The following is an 18,750-nucleotide window of genomic DNA, read 5'->3' on the forward strand; positions in this document are numbered from 1 at the left end:
AGTCCTTGTTTATTTATATTGTCGAGGCAGAAATTCCACCTCTGGGTGTTTGTCTTTTTGCCGAGCAAGGCGGCTGTTCTTACCCAATAATAACTTTAATTGCCAAAGTTTCTCTAGCCGTAATGCACGATGAGGTGCATGTTCCATGGCATTTAAAACTGACTTGGCTGCGGCCACGGCATCTGGAGAGCGCTGTAGAAATTCAACAGCTAAATGCTCTGCAGCTTGATGTGGCTCCTCTGCAAGATGAGTAACCAATCCGACGGTTTTTGCATATTGAGCATCGAAAATACGTGCGCTTAAAGTGAGTTCTTTGGCCAGATCTGGCCCGACCAGTCCTTTTAGTGAGCGTGTAAGCCCCATGTCGGGAACCAGTCCCCAACGGCTTTCCATGATCGAAAGCTGGGTATCTGGATGCGCAATGCGAATATCGGCAGCCAGAGCCAGTTGCATACCAGCACCAAAGCAATAACCTTCGAGTACCGCAATCACTGGAATAGGCAAGCGTTGCCAAATTAAAAAAGCTTTTTGAAACAGACTTTCGCCCGGTTTGATCAGCTCCCACGCGGCATAGGCTCGATTTTTAGGGTTATTTAAATCACTTAAATCAATCCCTGCACTAAAAACCTGCGCTTCACCTTTTAAAATTACACAGCGAATATGACGATCTTTTTCTATGGTTTTGGCCGTCACAATCAGCTCACGTAGCAAAGCAAAGCTCATGGCATTACGTTTTTCTGGTCGGTTTAAGCGCACCTCTGCAATACCATTTTGTATGCTGAGTTTGATCAGTTCCATGTTTGAGCACTCGTGTTCATTTAAATTGTTATTCAGCTCAGCATAGCATGTGCTTCAAAATTAACACGAACACATCAGTCACAGGGCTTGAGCTAATCACGCTCAGACAATATATGCTTGGCCGCACCCTCAACTTCACGAATACTTAAGTTGAGTGCTTCAAACCGTATCTGAGTTTCCTGAATAAACGCAGCATCTGCCTTGCGGCGTTCTTTACGCAAAGTCGAGACAAACTGTTCAAATTCGCCGGCTACCTGTTGCAGTTTCGGGGTTCCCACATAGCGCGTTGCACCATATAAACGATGCAAAACATGTTCAAGCTGTGGAAAATCCTCCAGCTCGATGAGTTGCTCCATTTCGTTCAATTCAGTATCAAAACTATCGACCAGCATTTTAAGGAGATCGAAGGCCAAATCTTCTTTATTGGCTGCAAGCTGTAAACTTTGCTGCCAGTCTAAAATAGACGGGTCGAGTGCATCGATCAAAATTTGATGCTCATTTGCTGCTGGGCTATCAAAATCGGCTTTGCTCCACTGATTCAAAATGTGAATGATCTGTTCCATCTGAATCGGTTTGGTCACGTAGTCATCCATGCCGACTTTTAACAGCTTTTGCTTTTCATCAGCCAGTGCATGCGCGGTCAATGCAATAATCGGTAGGCGCATGTTGTTATCTAGTGTCGATTCAAGTGAGCGGATGGCACGCGTGGTATCGATGCCCGACATAACTGGCATTTGAATATCCATGAATACCAAATCAAACGGCTTTTCTTTTTGTTCGATGCGTTGTTCGATAATATTTAAAGCTTCCTGACCGCTAAGTGCTTTGGTGGTGGTGACATTCAGCTCGCTCAACAACGCCTCAAGCACAATCAGGTTAGGTAGATGATCATCGACCGCCAATACATGCAGGCCCCGGCCATTAAACTGTTCGGGTTGATGCTCAAAAATCGGCTGGTTACTCAGAAGCTGAACCAGTGCGCTTCGACTCAGCGGCTGATATAACGGTCGTGCACGATAGTCATTGAGCATATTTGGCTCAAGTGCCATCTGGTAGCCATACACCGCTAAATTACCGGTATAGCGCTGGCGAATCTCTTTGAGCAGCGCTTGGGTATCGCCACTATGATCGACAATCAGCCAAGTATTTTCTTTTGAGCTCAAATGATTCAGACGGCTAAAGAGTTCCAAAATCGAAGTGATTTCGGTGTGATTGACGCGATAGTTTTCGAGATAATGCCGCAAAATATTAGCTGTGGCTGGATGGGCAAGATACGACACCACATGCAGTTGAGGAAATTGCGGGTACTCTGGAATAATATCGTCTTCGGTTTTAAATTGTGCAGTAAACCAGAATGTTGAGCCTTTTTCGGTTGGTGCACGTTCTTGGTTGTCTTCAAAACCAATATGACCGTGCATGAGTTGCACCAGCTGTTTGGAAATGGCAAGTCCAAGTCCTGTACCGCCAAACTGACGTGTTACCGATGCATCGCCTTGTGAGAACGACTCAAACAGTTTCTTGCGGTCGGTACCACTTAAACCAATGCCACTGTCCTGCACACTAAAATGTAGCAGGCACTGACCAATATCATCGTGTTCCATTCGAACCCGAACGATAATTTCACCATCTGGGGTAAATTTGATCGCATTGGAAATCAGATTGGTTAAAATCTGTTTGACGCGTAGCGCATCTCCATTCACGATTTCAGGAATGTTATCGCCATAATAAAAGGCCATATCGATATGCTTTTGTGCCGCCAGCGGCGAGAGCATATCCATCACATCAAAAATAGCTTCTTCTAAATTAAATGCCGCCGTTTCAAGTTCAAGCTTACCGGCATCGATTTTTGAGAAGTCGAGTACATCGTTAATCAGCGCCAGTAAATGTGCCGATGATTTACGAATGGTTTGCAAGTATAAACGTTGCTCATTACTTAAGCTTTGCTGACGCAGTAATAAATGGATAAAACCATCGATACTATTGAGTGGAGTACGCAACTCATGGCTGATATTGGCCAGAAAAACCGATTTGGCCTGATTGGCTGAAATGGCCTGATCACGCGCTTGGCGATAGGTAATATTTTGCACTTCAAGTGTATCGAGTGTGCGACGCAAATCGTCTTCGGTTTGCTCGGTATGTTCTTTTAGCTCTAAGAAACTAAAGTGTAAGCGTTTGACCACATTGGCAATATCACGCTGTAGCAAGCGCAGCTCGCCAGTACTGTTAATTACCATATGCTGATCGAGCGTATCGGCATTGAGGCGTTGCAATTGCATCCGAATCTCGTACATCGGCGCAATCCAGCGCCGTGAGTAAAAGTTCAAACACAGCAGCAATAATAATAAGGTGATCAAGGCCGTGACAATCAATACGGTGAAAACCCGATAATGGGCAATCTGTAGCGGTTGATTGTCCATTTCCACCACCAGCCACATCGGTCGATTATTGCTGGATTGAATGCGCTGGCCGTAAATATTGTTGTGGTTATGGCTGATGGGGCCAAAAAAGATCATATCTGGAATTTTGGGCCAAAAGCGCGTATCGCGATAGCCGATGCTTAACGAGACTTGGCCTTTTTGATCGATAATCGCGGCACGTTTCAGGTAGCGTTCGTTGTACATGCTTTGCATGATCCGAAGTGCCTGATCGTACTGGTCGGGACGTAATTCTACCAGTCTGAGTAAATTGCTGGCGGTATGTTCATAGCGTGTTAATAAGGCAGCGGCAGTATGACGCTGCTGAGATTGGGCGGCTGCACCAGTTTCATTGAGGACCAATACGGTTCCCACCGCGGCCAACACTAAAATTGGAACAAAAATCAACGCGATTAATTGACCATAGGCATGGTTTAACTGTAAGCGTTTGGATAACTTTTTATTAAAATTTGACATAGCCCAATCAGATCTATCCCGATGAGCGGCATATTAGCATGCTTTGGGTCAAACTGATGGTGCTTTAATCATCCCCAAGAAAAAGCTGAGTGAAAGGAGTGCAGCCGAGGTGTTTTTTTCATACAATAGGCGTCACCTTGATTTGGGTGTTAAGCATGAACACAGCAGAACCTGATTTTTTAGCCGATGAGTTTTTGTTAGACCATTATGTTGGAAAGACGCCGTTGGTGCGTTTACAGCGTGTTGGCGCACAGACACAAGCGACCATTCTGGCAAAACTAGAAGGGAATAACCCGGCTGGTTCGGTAAAAGACCGCCCTGCATATAACATGATTATGCAAGCTGAAAAACGCGGTGACATCAAACCGGGCGATACCTTAATTGAAGCCACCAGTGGCAATACAGGCATCGCTCTGGCGATGGTCGCCGCTATGCGTGGCTATAAAATGAAGCTGATCATGCCCAACAATATGAGCCAAGAGCGCAAAGATGCAATGCTGGCTTATGGCGCTGAGCTGATTGAAGTGACCCAGCAACAGGGCATGGAAGGCGCCCGAGATATGGCGCTTCGTTTGCAGGCAGAGGGCAAGGGTGTGGTCTTGAACCAGTTTGGAAATCCAGACAATGTTCAGGCACATTATCTGACCACCGGCCCAGAAATCTGGTCGCAAACGGGGGGCAAAATCACGCATTTTGTCAGCTCTATGGGAACCACAGGCACCATTATGGGCGTGTCGAAATATCTAAAAGAACAAAATCCTGAGATTCAGATTGTGGGTTTACAGCCATCTGAAGGCTCAAGTATTGCGGGTATTCGTCGCTGGCCACAAGAATATTTACCGACGATTTTTGAACCGTCACGTGTCGATCGTATTATTGATATTCCACAAATCGAAGCAGAAAAAACCATGCGCCGTTTAGCGCGTGAAGAAGGAATTTCGGCGGGCACATCTTCGGGTGGCGCGGTTTGGGCATCGCTTAAAATTGCTCAAGAGCAGCCAGATGCCGTGATTGTGTGCATTATTTGCGACCGTGGTGATCGTTATCTGTCGACCGGACTATTTTCGGTGAAAGACTAATTTTACTCGATTTGTGAGAATAAAATGCGTTTTCCCACGTTGGTTTTCGACATTGAAACCTTGACCGATTTAAAGGCCGGAGCGCATTTGTATCATCTGGATTTACCACAAGATGATCTAGAGCAGGCCTTAACTAAATTGCGTCGTCAAGAATCTGGAACAGATTTTCAGCGTCTAGCACTACATGAAATTGTGTGTATTTCTGGTCTATGGATCGATGAACAAGGCTTACGCTTGTTTTCGTTTAGTCAAGAACATTGGAGTGAAGCCGAGCTACTGGCCAAGTTTCTCTCTATTTTTGACAAGCGCCATCCGACCTTGGTGAGCTGGAATGGTTCACAATTTGACTTGCCGGTAATTTTGTTTCGCGCCATGTATCATGGACTTTCTGCACCCAGTTTGTTTGATCAGGGTGAGTTAGACCAACAAAAGCGCTATAATAACTATCAGAACCGTTATCACCATCGTCATGTGGATTTAATGGATGTGATGGCCATGTTTAATGGTCGTAATTTTCAGAAACTTGATGATGTCGCCTGCGTGCTGGGCTTACCCGGCAAGCGTGGTGAAAATGGCTATCATGTGCCTGCTTATGTTCAGCAGGCCGAGTGGCTGAAGCTGAGCAGTTATTGCGAAGGTGATGTGCTCAATACATGGCTGATTTATTTGCGCTGGTTATTGCTTAAAGGGCAGTTGCAGCGTGAAGAACATCAAGGCTGGATTCAGGCTACAATTGGATATTTGCAGCAGCAGCCCCAACAGGCTGACTTTTTAGCGGTTTGGCAACGCACTGCGGCACATACCACCTTTACTTCACATGATTTTCCTGAACAGCAGGAAGAAGGTCTCTTTTGAAAAAGCAAGCGCCATCTCGTTCTCCATCTGTCACGCGCTATACGTTTCAGATTGAATCATTTTCACATGAAGGACGAGGGATTGCACATTTCGGTCAGTCTAATGACCACCCGCTAGACAAGCACGGTAAGAAAGCATTTATCCGTTATGCACTTCCGGGCGAAACCGTTTTGGCTAAAATTACCCACGCCACCAAGCGCTTTGAAGAAGGTGAAGTGCTGGAAATCTTAGAGGGTAAATCATCGCTTCGCGTCGATCCAATTTGTCCTCATTATGGCGTATGCGGTGGTTGCAGCATGCAGCATATTGCCGCTTCAGAGCAGATCAAGATCAAACAAGATGTTTTAAAGTCGCATTTACAGCACTTTGCAGGACTCGATGTGCAAGAATGGCTTGCGCCCATTCGTTCAGATCGTGACGACTACCGCCGTCGTGCTCGGATAGGCGTACGCTACATCGCCGCCAAAGATCAGTTGGTGATGGGGTTTCGTGAGCATGCCAGTAATCGTTTAACCCCGATTCAGCAGTGCCCAGTGCTCGATCAAGCCTTATCTTCAGCTTTGCCAGAGCTGAATCAGTTGATCCAATCTTTGTCGGCCAAAGCTGAAATTGGACATCTGGAACTGGCCATGGGTGATCAGGATATTGCACTGGTGGTACGTCACTTAGGTGCACTTGGCAAAACAGATCGTCAGGCATTGCTTGCATTTTGCCAGCAAAAAAATTGGCAACTTTATGTTCATGCGGGTCGCAGTGAACAGCTTAAGCGCTTGGACGAGCCTCAAGCAACGATGCGTTTGAGTTATGCCTTACCCGAATTCAATCTGAATTTTAACTTCGCGCCGTCTGATTTTACTCAGGTGAATGCTGGGGTGAATCGTCAAATGATTGCCTTGGCATGTAACTTGCTAGATCTGAAAAAAGGTGAACGGGTGCTGGATTTATTTTGTGGTTTAGGCAATTTTTCTTTGCCTATGGCGCAATGTGTTGGGCAGACCGGGCATGTGGTTGGCGTAGAAGGCAGTGACAAAATGGTTCAGCGTGCCCACGAAAATGCGGCACTCAATGCGATACAACAGGTTGAATTTTTTTCACAAGATTTAACAAAAGACTTCTCGCATCATTCTTGGGCGAATCAAGGATTTGATGCATTATTGATTGATCCTCCTCGTTCGGGTGCACTGGAAATTATGCAGTATATTTCGAACTTTGAGGCCAAAAGAATCGTTTATGTATCATGTAATCCAGCAACACTGGCAAGGGATGCAGGTGTGCTGGTACAAAAAGGTTACCAGTTGAAGAAAGTAGGCGTCATGGACATGTTTACACATACAGAACATGTTGAGTCGATTGCTTTATTTGAGAAAATTCAAGAGATAAACGATTAAAAAATGAGTTATAACACCATAGGAGATTGGTATGGTCACAGTACGTGAGCAGTTGCCTGAGCGACTTTCAGAGTTAGCTGAGGAAACGACTGTAGAACATGCCGAAAAAACCCAGCTCGACTTGGCCGCTTGGGTGAAGCGAGTGGGGGATATTTTAGACGGGGCTGAGCTAAAACAACTTGAAAAAGTCGCTCAACTCACCTTAAAGAGTGAGCTTGAAAGCACTGTCAATCATCCATCTAATACCTTTACTACGGGTATTGGAATGGCCGATATTTTGGCGCATTTGCATGTCGATGAAGACACCTTATCCGCTGCTGTACTGTATCGAAGTGTTCGTGAGGGCGTGATTCCGCTTAATATTGTTCAAGAAAAATTCGGAGAGCATGTCCATAGCTTGGTCAAAGGCACTTTGGCCATGGGTAAGCTTTCTGAAATGATTGAAAAGAACAAACGTCTGGAAGATCATTTTAATAATAATCAACGTGAGCATCTGTCTGGCATATATAAAATGCTGATCGCCGTGACAGAAGATATTCGTGTGGTACTGATTAAGCTGGCAGAACGAACCTTTGCCTTACGTGAACTGGCTAAATCTTCACGTGAGCGTCAAGAGCGTGTTGCTCGTGAGATTCTCACCATTTACGCACCTTTGGCCCATCGTTTAGGGATTGCCCAGTTAAAATGGGAGCTCGAAGATCTGGCCTTTCGCTACTTGGCTCCAGAGCGTTATAAAGAAATTGCTTCATTATTAAACGAAAAACGCCTCGAGCGCGAACAGTATATTCAGTTTGTGATCTCGAAGCTCAAAGGTGAATTGGGTGAATACGGCATTGAGGCCGAAATCACGGGTCGGGTCAAACACATTTATTCGATTTATCGAAAAATGAAGAGCAAGAACCTCAGTTTTGATCAGCTTTATGATATTCGCGCACTTCGTGTATTGGTCAAAAATGTGCCTGAGTGCTATCACTCGCTCGGCATTGTGCATCAAATTTGGCGGCATATCCCGCACCAGTTTGATGACTATATTACCAATCCGAAAGCCAATGGTTATCGCTCTTTGCACACGGCAGTGATTGCAGAAAACAAATCGCTGGAAGTGCAAATTCGAACCCATGAAATGCACCAAGAAGCCGAACTCGGCGTGTGCTCGCACTTTAACTATAAAGAAGGCGCGAAAAATACCGATCACTCGTTTAATCATCGTTTACATTCATTACGTTCGGTGCTCGAGCATTATCAAGAACGTAACGATTCGACGGTGCATAAAAACGATGATGACACCGAAAATTTTGAAGAAATCCAGAATTTTGAAGATTTTGAAAAAATTTATGTGTTTAGTCGTGATGGCGATATCAGGGAGTTGCCACGCGGTTCGACTGTTCTCGATTTTGCCTACCATGTACATACCGAAGTCGGGAATAAATGCTACGCTGCGCGTGTCAATCAGCGTTATGTTCCGCTGACTTATACCCTGAAAACCGGTGAACAGGTCGAGATTTTGACCAAAAAAGACCGTGAGCCGAACCGTGACTGGTTGGTGAATTCTTTAGGTTATATTCGTACCTCACGTGCCAGAGACAAATTACGCCACTGGTTCCGTCAGCAAGATCGCAGTAAAAACTTGGAGATTGGCAAGGACATCCTGAACAAGGAACTGTCTCGTCTGGCCATTCATCCTAAAAGTATCGATCTGAATGATTACTCGTCGCACTTTAATGTGAAGTCCGGCGATGACATTATGATTGCCTTGGTCAGTGGTGATATCAGCCTACATGCACTGATCAATCAGATTAATCGTCAGATGCATCTGGATCAAGACGAGCCTGAGCTGGTGCTCAAACCGACCTTGAATCCGCGTGCCAGCCATACCTTATCGGCGCATGGTATCTTGATCGATGGTCTGGATAACGTCGAGCTGCATATTGCCCAGTGCTGCCAGCCCGTACATGGTGAATCGATTGGTGGATATATCACTTTAAATCGCGGTGTGAGTATTCACAAGATTGGCTGTCCAGATTATCAGCGTATGATTAAACTGGAGCCTGAGCGTGCCGTTGAGGCCGATTGGGAAATGCAGCCAACACGAGGTCAAAGCGTACAGATTGTCATTGATGCTTATGATCGTCGTGGTTTACTCAAAGACCTCACGCAAGTGATTTTTTCTGATCAAATCAATATCCGTCAGGTCAATACCATTTCAGAAGCCGATGGTATTGCCAATATGAAACTGTTGATTGAAGTGAAAGGGCTGGCTCAACTGTCACGTTTGTTGGCACGTTTGGAGCAGCAACCGGGTATCATTAGCGCACGTCGTCTGATACAAGGCAACTAATTCAAAATCATAAAGAAGGTCTGCATTGGCAGGCCTTTTTTATATCTATTTTATTTAGTCGCGTCGAGAGAGCCAGAGGTTGCTCAAGCGATTCAGCACCTGCGGACTGAGCTTGGATAGCTGAAACATGATCTTGGCCTTAAAACCCACTGGGGTATGGGTTGGGCATAAACCGCGATCTGTGGCTTGGGCCAAGCGAAAGACCTCGCGTGCAACATCCTGAGCGCTCAATTGCACCCCCATATGCTCAATACTGGCTGCATTCATCTGCTCGACCATGGCGGTTTGAACAAAAAGCGGCATGACATCCAGTACGCGTATTTTGTATTTTGACCACTCGACATCGAGTGCTTCGGTCAGTCCACGCACGGCAAACTTACTGGCTGAATACGATGCCAGATCAGCCTGCCCATAAATTGCCGAGGCGGAAGAGAGATTAATCACACGTGCATGGTGCGCTTTTTGAAGGTAAGGCAAGGCAGCATGACACCCATTGAGCACACCCCCGACATTGATTTGATGTGTACGCTGATGATGGGCGATCGGGGTGTCTTCAAATGGCCCCGAATACAAAACACCGGCATTGTTGACCAGAATATTCAGTGCTCCAGCCCAAGTTTCAAAATTTGCCAGTGCAACTTGCCAAGCTGAGTAATCACAAACGTCCAGATATCCTGCAAACGCGCGCTCACCAAGCTCACGCTGTAAAGCCTTGACCTGTTCAACTTGCACATCAAACAATCCGACATAATAGCCGTGTTGATAAAAAATTCGAGCAATTTCGGCGCCAATCCCTTGCCCTGCACCTGTAATAAAAACAGTTTTGTTCATCATTGCACTCATTATTTTAAGATGAATCGGTTGTGATCTTACGCCGAGTTTTGGCATCATGGCAAGGGTGACAATCTCGTGCCTGCTGGCGCTGCCTTACAAGTTTTTAAAGGAACGAAACATGGATCAATTACTACAGATTATGCGTACCTTACGTGAAAATTGTCCGTGGGATCGTGAGCAAACCCCTCAGCGCCTCACTCGCTATGCCATTGAAGAAGCATATGAAGTTGAAGCTGCCGTGCAGAGTGGAGATCTCAAAGAGATTCGTGAGGAACTGGGAGATTTGCTTTTACAGGTGGTGTTTCAGTCACAGATGTATCAAGAGCAAGGTGCATTTGATTTTTACGATGTGGTGCAAACCCTGACAGAAAAACTGATTCGTCGCCATCCGCATGTGTTTGATGCGGCATCATTCAATGCGCTTACGCCTGAAGAGGTGAGCCATTTATGGCAGCAGATCAAACACAAAGAAAAGCAAGGAAAACCACGATCCAGACTAGATGAGACCAAACCAGGGCCTGCACTCAATCAATCACAGGCGATTCAAAAAACGGCTGCTCAGCTTGGATTTGATTTTGAAACGCCTCAAGATGCGTTTGAAAAACTCAAAGAAGAACTGAATGAGTTTGAGCAGGCCATGCAGGAGCAGTCACCCGATCACATTTTTGAAGAATTTGGTGATTGTTTATTTTCTTTGGTGAATGTTGGACGTAAACTAGGCCTCTCCAGTGAAGCTGCATTGCTGGCCACGATTCACAAATTTAGACAGCGCTTTGCTTATATAGAAGCGCAAGCACAGCATCAAGATAAAGTGCTTGAAGACATGACGCTCCAAGAGATGGATCAGTTGTGGGATCAGGCCAAAGAATATTTAAAAACGGTTCATACATGATGATTCGAATTTTTTATAGCGCCTTGTGCGCGCTACTGACCAGTTTACTATTCAGTTCAAGTTTGTATGCTCAGGCGTTTGACCAGCAATACCAAGCGTGGAAAAGCCAGCAACAGGCACACGACGCACGACTACAGTCATCTCACTCCAATTATTATTTAGCCAAACCTTCCTTGCAGGCAAACGCAGGCCCTAAAGTGAATATCAATACTGCGACAGCCAAAGACTTGCAGCAGTTACATGGGGTAGGAGAGAAAAAGGCACTCTCAATTGTAGAGTATCGCCAGCAATACGGACGCTTTAACTCAGTAGATGATTTACAGAAAGTGAAAGGTATTGGGCCTAAATTCATTGAAAAAAATCGTCATCGCTTGGCCATTTAAACTGTGTTGAGCGATCTAGATGAACCTGTTAAAGCAGTGAGAGAATCAAATTGCCCTTTACTCAGGTTAGAGATATGATTAGCAACATCTTATTATTAACGTCCTGACGTAGGAGACAGCGTCTTTTGCAAACTTTGCGCGCGTCAAAATGTGGGCTATCAACCACACAGTTACCTGCTTCAATTTTAGATGTGATCGATAGTCTCACCAAAGCAGGCTATGAAGCATACATTGTGGGTGGGGGAGTTCGAGATTTAATGCTCGGGCTTAATCCAAAGGATTTCGATGCTGTAACCAATGCAACACCTTCACAGGTCAAAGAGGTTTTTGGGCGTCGATGCCGTATTATTGGTCGTCGTTTTGAGTTGGCACATGTCTATTCTGGGCGTGAGCTGATTGAGGTTGCGACCTTTCGAGCACCACCCAAAAAAGCGGTGACCAGTGCTTCGGGCATGATTTTACGTGATAACAACTGGGGAACCATCGAGCAAGACTTTGCCCGACGCGATTTCTCTATCAATACGCTGTACTATCAGCCACGTAAAGGGATTGTGCTGGATTTTTGTGATGCTGTTGCCGATATCAAAAGTAAAACATTGCGTCTGCTAGGTGATCCTACACAGCGTTTTGAAGAAGATCCGGTGCGCATGCTCCGAACATTGCGCTTTGCTGCAAAACTCGACTTTACGATCGACCCAGAGATTCTCAAAATTTTTGATGTCGAGATGACTCAATTGCTGCGCGATGTATCACCACATCGACTTTATGATGAATCACAAAAGCTCTTTACTATGGGGCATCTGGCACGCGTGTTGCCGATGCTGATTGAGTTTGATATCTGGCGTCAATTGTTTGCCGATGTCAAACCCGATATCACCCCGTTCATTGAGCGTGCTGCGCGTAATACCGATCAGCGTATCCAGATTGGAAAAACCATTAATCCGGCGTTTTTCTATGCTGTACTGTTGTGGCGTTCATTTTCAGATCGCTGTGAGTTTTATTTGCAAAAAGGTGTAGTGCCTGCCGAAGCGCGAGCGCAGGCTGGTCTGGATGTGTTAAAACGCCAAGCGACCCGTACTGTGATTCCACGTTTTGCCGAAACCTTTATTCGTGAAGTGTGGGAGATGCAAACCCGACTGCTCAATCCAAAACCACAGCAAATTGAAGCTTTAGCCGGGCATGCACGTTTTAGAGCAGGCTTTGACTTTCTACTACTGCGCGAAAAATCAGGCGATTCAACCACCGAAGGTATGGGCGAGTGGTGGGATCAGTACCAGTTGCTTAATGCAGATGGCAAAGAAGCCATGATCGCGAAGTACAATCGTCAGCGTGCTAAATCGCGCCGTAAGCAACAGCTTGATCCAGTCGATACACGTGAAAGTTTAGACATCGAGCCATTGGTTGATGTGCCTGAACCACGTAATCGTCGTGACCGACGTGCACAAAGCAAGCCTGAATCACGTGAGCCACGTCATCAGGGGGCTACGCAGTCGCGTGCAACTGAGAGTGGGGTATCTGCCGATCATCCTATTCTTAAGCGCAAGCGCGTTCAGCGTGATCTACAGCACGTGGTTTTCGGGCCGACACAATGAGTTACACCACGTATATTGGGATGGGCAGTAATCTGGGTGAGTCACGTGAGATTCTGCGCAGCGCTGTAGAGCAGCTGAAACAGCTTGGACAGGTTCGAGTTTCACGGTTGTATGAAAGCCCACCCATGGGGCCGCAAGATCAACCGCATTATTTAAATGCAGTGGCACAGCTTGAAACAACACTTAACCCGCTTGAACTACTCGATCATTTACAGCAGTTTGAACAGGATGCAGGACGTGTGCGTTTGCGCCACTGGGGTGAGCGCACCTTAGATCTGGATTTGCTGTTGTATGCTGATCAAGAGATTCAGCATGAGCGGCTTACGGTTCCACACGTCGGGCTTTTGGAGCGCGATTTTGTGGTGGTGCCCTTATTGGATCTGAATAAGAACCTTGTCGTAAAAGGTCAACATTTAAATGAGTTAAAGCTGGCACAGGCGCCGTCGCTGACAGTTTTGGCAGCGAGTGACTGGGCTGAATAAGCGCGTTTCTATGTGGAAACGTCGATAGAGGACATCGTAATGATTAGTCTAAGTGACTTAAAAAAATTTAAATCGCAGGGGCGTAAGTTTTCGTGCCTGACTTGCTACGATGCAAGCATGGCCAAAGCCATGGAAATCGCTCAAGTCGATTCGATTTTGATTGGTGACTCTTTGGGTATGGCCATCCAGGGGCATGACTCGACACTACCTGTTACGGTCGAAGATATGGCCTATCACACTGCGGCAGTTCGTCGTGGTAATCAGCATGCCTTTATCATGACAGACTTGCCATTTATGAGTTATGCCACCTTACAAGATGCCCTGAAAAGTGCCAAACAGGTCATGCAGGCAGGCGCCCAAATGATCAAGATTGAAGGCGGAGCATGGCTGAGTGAATCGGTTCGTGTTTTGACACAAAACGGTATTCCTGTATGTGTACACTTAGGCCTTACACCACAATCGGTCCATGTTTTTGGTGGCTATAAACTGCAAGCGAAAACACGCGATGCCGCAGATCGTCTGATTGCAGACTGTCAGGCTGTGGTTGATGCGGGTGCTGCGATCTTATTGCTCGAATGTGTGCCAGCACAGCTAGGCGAAGAAATTGCACAGCTCTTTCCTGAAGTGCCCGTGATTGGCATTGGTGCAGGCAACCAGACCGATGGTCAGGTGCTGGTGGTGCAAGATATGCTTGGACTTACCTTTGGCAAACTGGCACGTTTTGTCCGTAATTTTATGAAAGAACAATCCGGCGAGACGGCAATTGTGGATGCCATGAAAGCTTATCACGCTGCAGTTCAAGACCAGAGTTTCCCTGCACCCGAACATACTTTTCAGGTAGAGCTGTAATTTATGAAAACCGAAACCACGATTCAGGGATTAACAGCTTCACTTCATCCTGCACGTAGCTCAAGAAAGATTATTGGTTTTGTACCAACCATGGGGAATTTGCATCAAGGACATTTGAACCTTGTTCGCGAAGCAAAAAAACTGTGTGACATTGTGGTGGTCAGTATTTTTGTCAATCCGATCCAGTTTGGTGAAGGTGAGGATTTTGAAAACTATCCGCGGACATTAGAGCAAGACAGTCATCTGCTGGCCGATGTGGGCTGCGATATCTTGTTTGCACCTACGGTTGAGCAAATGTATGGCAAGCAGCCACGTTTAACCAATATTTCGGTGGCCGAGATCACTGATGATTTATGTGGTAAGTCGCGTCCTGGACATTTTGATGGTGTGGCTGTCGTGGTCACCAAGCTGTTTAATATTGTGCAGCCCAATGTGGCGTTTTTTGGTCAAAAAGACTATCAACAGCTCGCAGTGATTCGTCAATTGGTTCAAGACTTAAATCTGCCGATTGATATTATTGGCGTGCCAATTGCACGTGCAGCAGATGGGTTGGCGCTCAGCTCGCGTAACGGATATTTGTCTGAGGCCGATCGTCAAACCGCACCGACCATCTATCAAGCCTTAAAACATGCAGAAGTACAATTGCATGCAGGTGAGACGCTAGAGTCGGTATTGGCCACCATCAAAGCGACATTGAGCAATGCCGGTTTTAAGGTCGATTATGTGGAAGCGCGACAGCCAAATTTGCAGCCTGTCTCAAATTTTGATCGAGATCTGGTGCTGTTTATTGCAGCCAAGCTGGGCAATACGCGACTTATCGACAATTTGCAGGTCAAGTTTAAGGCATAATTTCGACAGGACAACCATGCCATGAAACGTATTCTTATCGTCACAGGTCAATCAGGTTCCGGAAAATCCTCGGCACTACAGGTGCTTGAAGACTTGGGTTACTACTGTATAGATAATTTGCCTTTGGCATTGTTGCCAGAAATTGTCGCCAAGCTGGATCATGAAAATAATCTGGAGCAACTGGCTCTTGGGGTAGATGTGCGAAGCACGCGCGCAGATATGCAGGAATTTGACCTGGTGTTTGAGCAATTGCAAAAGCATGGAACGGTCGATGTGATTTATTTGACGACACAAGATCAGGAACTAATTGCCAGATTTAGTGCGTCGCGTCGTCCGCATCCGTTAGCCAATCGCTTTAAAAGCCTAACAGAATGTATTCAGGAAGAAAAACAACTGCTGCTTCCGATTCAGTTTCGCTCGACTGTGCACATCGATACCACCGATAAAAGCGTGCATGATCTGAAACATACGCTGTTGTCTAAATTGGGCCAGTCCGACAAACTGATTCTGATCTTGCAGTCTTTTGGTTACAAACATGGTATTCCACTCGATGCAGACTATGTTTTTGACGTACGGCATTTACCAAATCCGCATTGGGATTTAGAATTACGTCGTTTTTCGGGTTTAGATGAACCTGTTCGTCAGTTTTTGGAAGCCAGTGATCAAACCAATGAAATGTTTGATGACGTATTTCACTTTCTGGACAAATGGTTGCCTGTTTTTGCAGAAGGGCATCGTCATTATATGACGATCTCGATCGGCTGTACGGGTGGTCAGCATCGTTCAGTTTATATTGTAGATAGACTAAAAAAAGCGCTTGAGGCAAAATGGTCTATTCAGGTCTTACACAGAGAAATGAAGCACTGGTCATGATTGATACCACGCTAGATGTCATTAACAAACTTGGCTTGCATGCACGCGCATCTGGAAAGCTGATTGAAGTCACCACCAAGTTCCGCTCGTCTATCCAGATTGGTAAAGGCGATAAACTGGTCGATGCAAAAAACATTATGTCCTTACTGATGCTCGGAGCCGGTAAGGGAACCACTTTGCGTTTAGTGATTGAAGGTGCGGATGAAGAAAAAGCACAGGAAGAAATTCAGGCACTATTCGCTGCAAAATTTTATGAGGCAGATTAATCGTGGCACGTCGTACCCAGCGTTTTAATGAAGATGATTTCGATTCTTTAGAAGGACGTGCGAGCAAAACTGAGCAAAAAAAAGCTGTACAGCGTATGGCAGCATTGGGTGAGCAACTGGCTCAGCTTTCGGCAAAACAGATTCAAAAACTCCCAGTAGATGAACGTTTGATTGATGCCTTGCTAGATGTTCAAACTATTAGCTCATTCGAAGCAAAACGCCGACAGTATCAGCGCATCGGCAAATTACTCCGTAATGAAGATGAAACGGTGATTTTATCGTATCTGACGCCTCAACAAGGTGCAAAGAAACAAGCACAGTTGCAACGTTGGGTTGATCGGATGATCGAGCAGGGTGACCCAGCGGTCAACGAGTTCAGCAAATTGCACAATGCATCAGAACGTCACACCTTGCGTCAGCATGTATTGCGTATACAGCGCGATATTACACAAGGTGCGGGTGAAGAGGAACTGGCTGCCTCGAAGCTGAAGTTTTTCAATTATGTACAGCAAGTGGCTTTGCTATCAGATAACTAACAGTGTTCTGACAAAATATCAGCCATAGTTTGTGCTGATACAATTCGTTTAAAAGATTCTTGTCAAAAAAGCCCGTTCAATTTGTATGAGCGGGCTTTTTAACTTCAATGAAGATTAACCAAATTCGCCTACTGCACGCTCTTTGGCCCATTCACGTAAAATAAATTTCTGTAGTTTTCCCGTCGATGTTTTCGGAATTTCGGCAATCACTACATCTTTGGGTACTTTAAAGCGTGCCAGTTCTTTTTTGCAATGCTCCATGATTTCTTCAGGTGTAGCCTCTGCATGCTGTTTTAACTCGATAAATGCGCAGGGAACCTCTTGCCATTGCGGATCGGGTTTGGCCACGACTGCTGCGGTCAACACGGCAGGATGACGGTATAGCACCTCTTCAATTTCTAAAGATGAAATGTTTTCTCCTCCTGAAATGATCACATCCTTAGCTCGATCAGTAATTTTGGCATAACCATCGGGCTGACAAACGGCCAGATCGCCAGAATGAAACCAGCCTCCTGCAAATGCCGCCTGAGTGGCTTCAGGGTTTTTCAGGTAGCCTTTCATTACGATATTGCCGCGAAACATGATCTCACCAAGTGTTTCACCATCTGCAGGTACGGGCTTTAGGGTCTCGGGGTCTAAAACGCGCATACTGTCTTGAAGCGGATAGGGCACACCCTGACGTGCATGTAATTTGGCCTGTTCTTCTAGGCTCAGGTCATTCCAGCCAGCCTGTGCGGCACATAGCCCAGATGGGCCGTAGGTTTCAGTCAATCCATATACATGCGTGACATTTACGCCTAGCTTGCGCATGCCTTCGATAATCGCGGCAGGCGGTGCAGCGCCTGCAACGAGTACCTCAACACGATGTTCAAAGGCAATCTGCTGATTTTTAGGGGCATTAATCAACATCGAAAGTACAATTGGCGCACCACAAAAATACTCGATCTTATGCTTTTCGATCAGTTGAAAGACCAAAGCGGGATCAACTTTACGCAAGCAGTAGTTAGTACCGCCATTGGCAGCGATCGTCCAAGCAAAACACCAGCCGTTGCAATGAAACAAAGGCAGAGTCCAGAGATATTTGGCGCGAGGTGTCATGCCGCAAGCCATCATATTGCTGGCCGCATTCAGGTAAGCACCGCGGTGGTGATATACCACTCCCTTGGGATTACCCGTCGTGCCTGATGTGTAATTTAAACTGATGGCATCCCATTCGTCGTCGGGAAGTGTCCATTCAAATTCGGGATCTCCCTCACAGAGCCAATCTTCGTATTCAATTTCACCAATCGGCGGGCTAAAACAGTTTTCATATTCTGCGTCGTCGACATCAATCACAAAAATATCCTGCTCCACCAGCGAGAGGGCAGCTTTGGCCAGTCCAGCAAATTCCTGATCGACCAATAAGACTTTGCTTTCAGCATGTTCAAGCATAAAAGCCACAGTTTTGGCGTCGAGTCGGGTATTGATGGTGTTGAGTACCGCGCCACTCATGGGCACTGCAAAATGTGCTTCAATCATGGCAGGCACATTGGGTAACAATACCGACACGGTATCGTTTTTTTGAATCCCGAGTTGTTTAAGCTGGGCTGCAAATTGTCTGCAACGCTGATACGTTTCTTTCCATGTGATCACGCGTGAACCGTGAACGATTGCAGCCTGCTCGGCATAAATATAGGCTGCGCGTTCTAAAAATCGTAATGGTGATAATGCAACAAAATTCGCGGGCGTGCGTGGAAACTCATCATAAGCACTCACCATGTCTCTACTCCATCTAATTGTTCTAATCTGCTTGAAAAGATAGGCGCTTGAAGGCTTCAATTCATTTATGCTTTAGTCTTAGGCCGC

The 18,750-nt window shown here is 46.0% G+C and carries 17 protein-coding genes; 13 read left to right on the forward strand and 4 right to left on the reverse strand.

Features of this window, described 5'->3' with window-relative positions; genetic code table 11:
* Positions 1–9: 9 nt before the first annotated feature.
* Both QLG00_RS03950 and QLG00_RS03955 read right to left on the reverse strand, forming a co-directional pair.
* Positions 10–798, reverse strand: a complete 789-nt coding sequence (locus QLG00_RS03950; protein WP_004940535.1) for a crotonase/enoyl-CoA hydratase family protein — start codon at positions 796–798, stop codon at positions 10–12.
* A 92-nt stretch (positions 799–890) separates the two neighbouring features.
* Positions 891–3,689 carry an ATP-binding protein gene (locus tag QLG00_RS03955; RefSeq protein WP_004940532.1) on the reverse strand — a complete coding sequence of 933 codons (2,799 nt, stop codon included), beginning with the start codon at positions 3,687–3,689 and terminating at the stop codon, positions 891–893.
* 155 nt (positions 3,690–3,844) lie between these two features.
* Here QLG00_RS03955 and cysM point away from each other — a divergent pair, with 155 nt between their 5' ends.
* The 4 genes from cysM to QLG00_RS03975 are packed head-to-tail and all read left to right on the forward strand — an operon-like array spanning position 3,845 to position 9,349.
* On the forward strand, positions 3,845–4,768 hold the full coding sequence (cysM, locus tag QLG00_RS03960) for a cysteine synthase CysM (protein WP_025096089.1): 924 nt from the start codon (positions 3,845–3,847) through the stop codon (positions 4,766–4,768).
* Between the two features lie 24 nt (positions 4,769–4,792).
* Positions 4,793–5,623: a 3'-5' exonuclease gene (locus QLG00_RS03965; RefSeq protein WP_004940527.1), complete on the forward strand. Its 831-nt coding sequence runs from the start codon at positions 4,793–4,795 to the stop codon at positions 5,621–5,623.
* Positions 5,620–7,011 (forward strand): 23S rRNA (uracil(1939)-C(5))-methyltransferase RlmD, encoded by a 1,392-nt coding sequence (gene rlmD / locus QLG00_RS03970; RefSeq protein WP_282470541.1) that lies wholly within the window; start codon positions 5,620–5,622, stop codon positions 7,009–7,011. Before QLG00_RS03965 ends, rlmD begins: the two co-directional genes overlap by 4 nt.
* A gap of 31 nt (positions 7,012–7,042) precedes the next feature.
* On the forward strand, positions 7,043–9,349 hold the full coding sequence (locus QLG00_RS03975) for a bifunctional (p)ppGpp synthetase/guanosine-3',5'-bis(diphosphate) 3'-pyrophosphohydrolase (protein WP_004940517.1): 2,307 nt from the start codon (positions 7,043–7,045) through the stop codon (positions 9,347–9,349).
* Positions 9,350–9,403: 54 nt separating this feature from the next.
* Here QLG00_RS03975 and QLG00_RS03980 read toward each other — a convergent pair whose 3' ends face one another.
* Positions 9,404–10,180 carry an SDR family oxidoreductase gene (locus QLG00_RS03980; protein ID WP_004945373.1) on the reverse strand — a complete coding sequence of 259 codons (777 nt, stop codon included), beginning with the start codon at positions 10,178–10,180 and terminating at the stop codon, positions 9,404–9,406.
* Between the two features lie 121 nt (positions 10,181–10,301).
* Between QLG00_RS03980 and mazG the strand changes: the two genes are divergently transcribed.
* The 9 genes from mazG to yjgA all read left to right on the forward strand — a co-directional run bounded on the left by mazG (position 10,302) and on the right by yjgA (position 16,905).
* Positions 10,302–11,075, forward strand: coding sequence for a nucleoside triphosphate pyrophosphohydrolase (gene mazG, locus QLG00_RS03985; protein WP_004945376.1), 774 nt, complete (start codon positions 10,302–10,304; stop codon positions 11,073–11,075).
* Positions 11,072–11,458, forward strand: a complete 387-nt coding sequence (locus QLG00_RS03990; RefSeq protein WP_055415587.1) for a ComEA family DNA-binding protein — start codon at positions 11,072–11,074, stop codon at positions 11,456–11,458. Before mazG ends, QLG00_RS03990 begins: the two co-directional genes overlap by 4 nt.
* A 125-nt stretch (positions 11,459–11,583) precedes the next feature.
* A complete protein-coding gene (gene pcnB, locus QLG00_RS03995) occupies positions 11,584–13,050 on the forward strand; it encodes a polynucleotide adenylyltransferase PcnB (protein ID WP_004940506.1) in 1,467 nt (488 codons plus the stop codon).
* Positions 13,047–13,532: a 2-amino-4-hydroxy-6-hydroxymethyldihydropteridine diphosphokinase gene (gene folK, locus QLG00_RS04000; RefSeq protein WP_208477378.1), complete on the forward strand. Its 486-nt coding sequence runs from the start codon at positions 13,047–13,049 to the stop codon at positions 13,530–13,532. Before pcnB ends, folK begins: the two co-directional genes overlap by 4 nt.
* A gap of 39 nt (positions 13,533–13,571) precedes the next feature.
* Positions 13,572–14,381: a 3-methyl-2-oxobutanoate hydroxymethyltransferase gene (gene panB / locus QLG00_RS04005; protein WP_004940501.1), complete on the forward strand. Its 810-nt coding sequence runs from the start codon at positions 13,572–13,574 to the stop codon at positions 14,379–14,381.
* 3 nt (positions 14,382–14,384) lie between these two features.
* Positions 14,385–15,230, forward strand: a complete 846-nt coding sequence (panC, locus tag QLG00_RS04010; protein WP_004940498.1) for a pantoate--beta-alanine ligase — start codon at positions 14,385–14,387, stop codon at positions 15,228–15,230.
* Positions 15,231–15,251: 21 nt separating this feature from the next.
* Positions 15,252–16,103: an RNase adapter RapZ gene (rapZ, locus tag QLG00_RS04015; RefSeq protein WP_004940495.1), complete on the forward strand. Its 852-nt coding sequence runs from the start codon at positions 15,252–15,254 to the stop codon at positions 16,101–16,103.
* The gene (locus QLG00_RS04020; protein ID WP_025096094.1) at positions 16,100–16,369 is read left to right on the forward strand and encodes an HPr family phosphocarrier protein; all 270 of its coding nucleotides are present in this window, start codon (positions 16,100–16,102) and stop codon (positions 16,367–16,369) included. Before rapZ ends, QLG00_RS04020 begins: the two co-directional genes overlap by 4 nt.
* Positions 16,370–16,371: 2 nt before the next feature.
* On the forward strand, positions 16,372–16,905 hold the full coding sequence (yjgA, locus tag QLG00_RS04025) for a ribosome biogenesis factor YjgA (protein WP_004940489.1): 534 nt from the start codon (positions 16,372–16,374) through the stop codon (positions 16,903–16,905).
* Between the two features lie 114 nt (positions 16,906–17,019).
* On the opposite strand, the gene QLG00_RS04030 is transcribed toward yjgA, so the two are convergent.
* A complete protein-coding gene (locus QLG00_RS04030) occupies positions 17,020–18,663 on the reverse strand; it encodes an acyl-CoA synthetase (protein ID WP_282470542.1) in 1,644 nt (547 codons plus the stop codon).
* Positions 18,664–18,750 lie beyond the last annotated feature (87 nt).

Source organism: Acinetobacter sp. V89_7 (assembly GCF_029967895.1).
Taxonomy (GTDB): domain Bacteria; phylum Pseudomonadota; class Gammaproteobacteria; order Pseudomonadales; family Moraxellaceae; genus Acinetobacter; species Acinetobacter soli.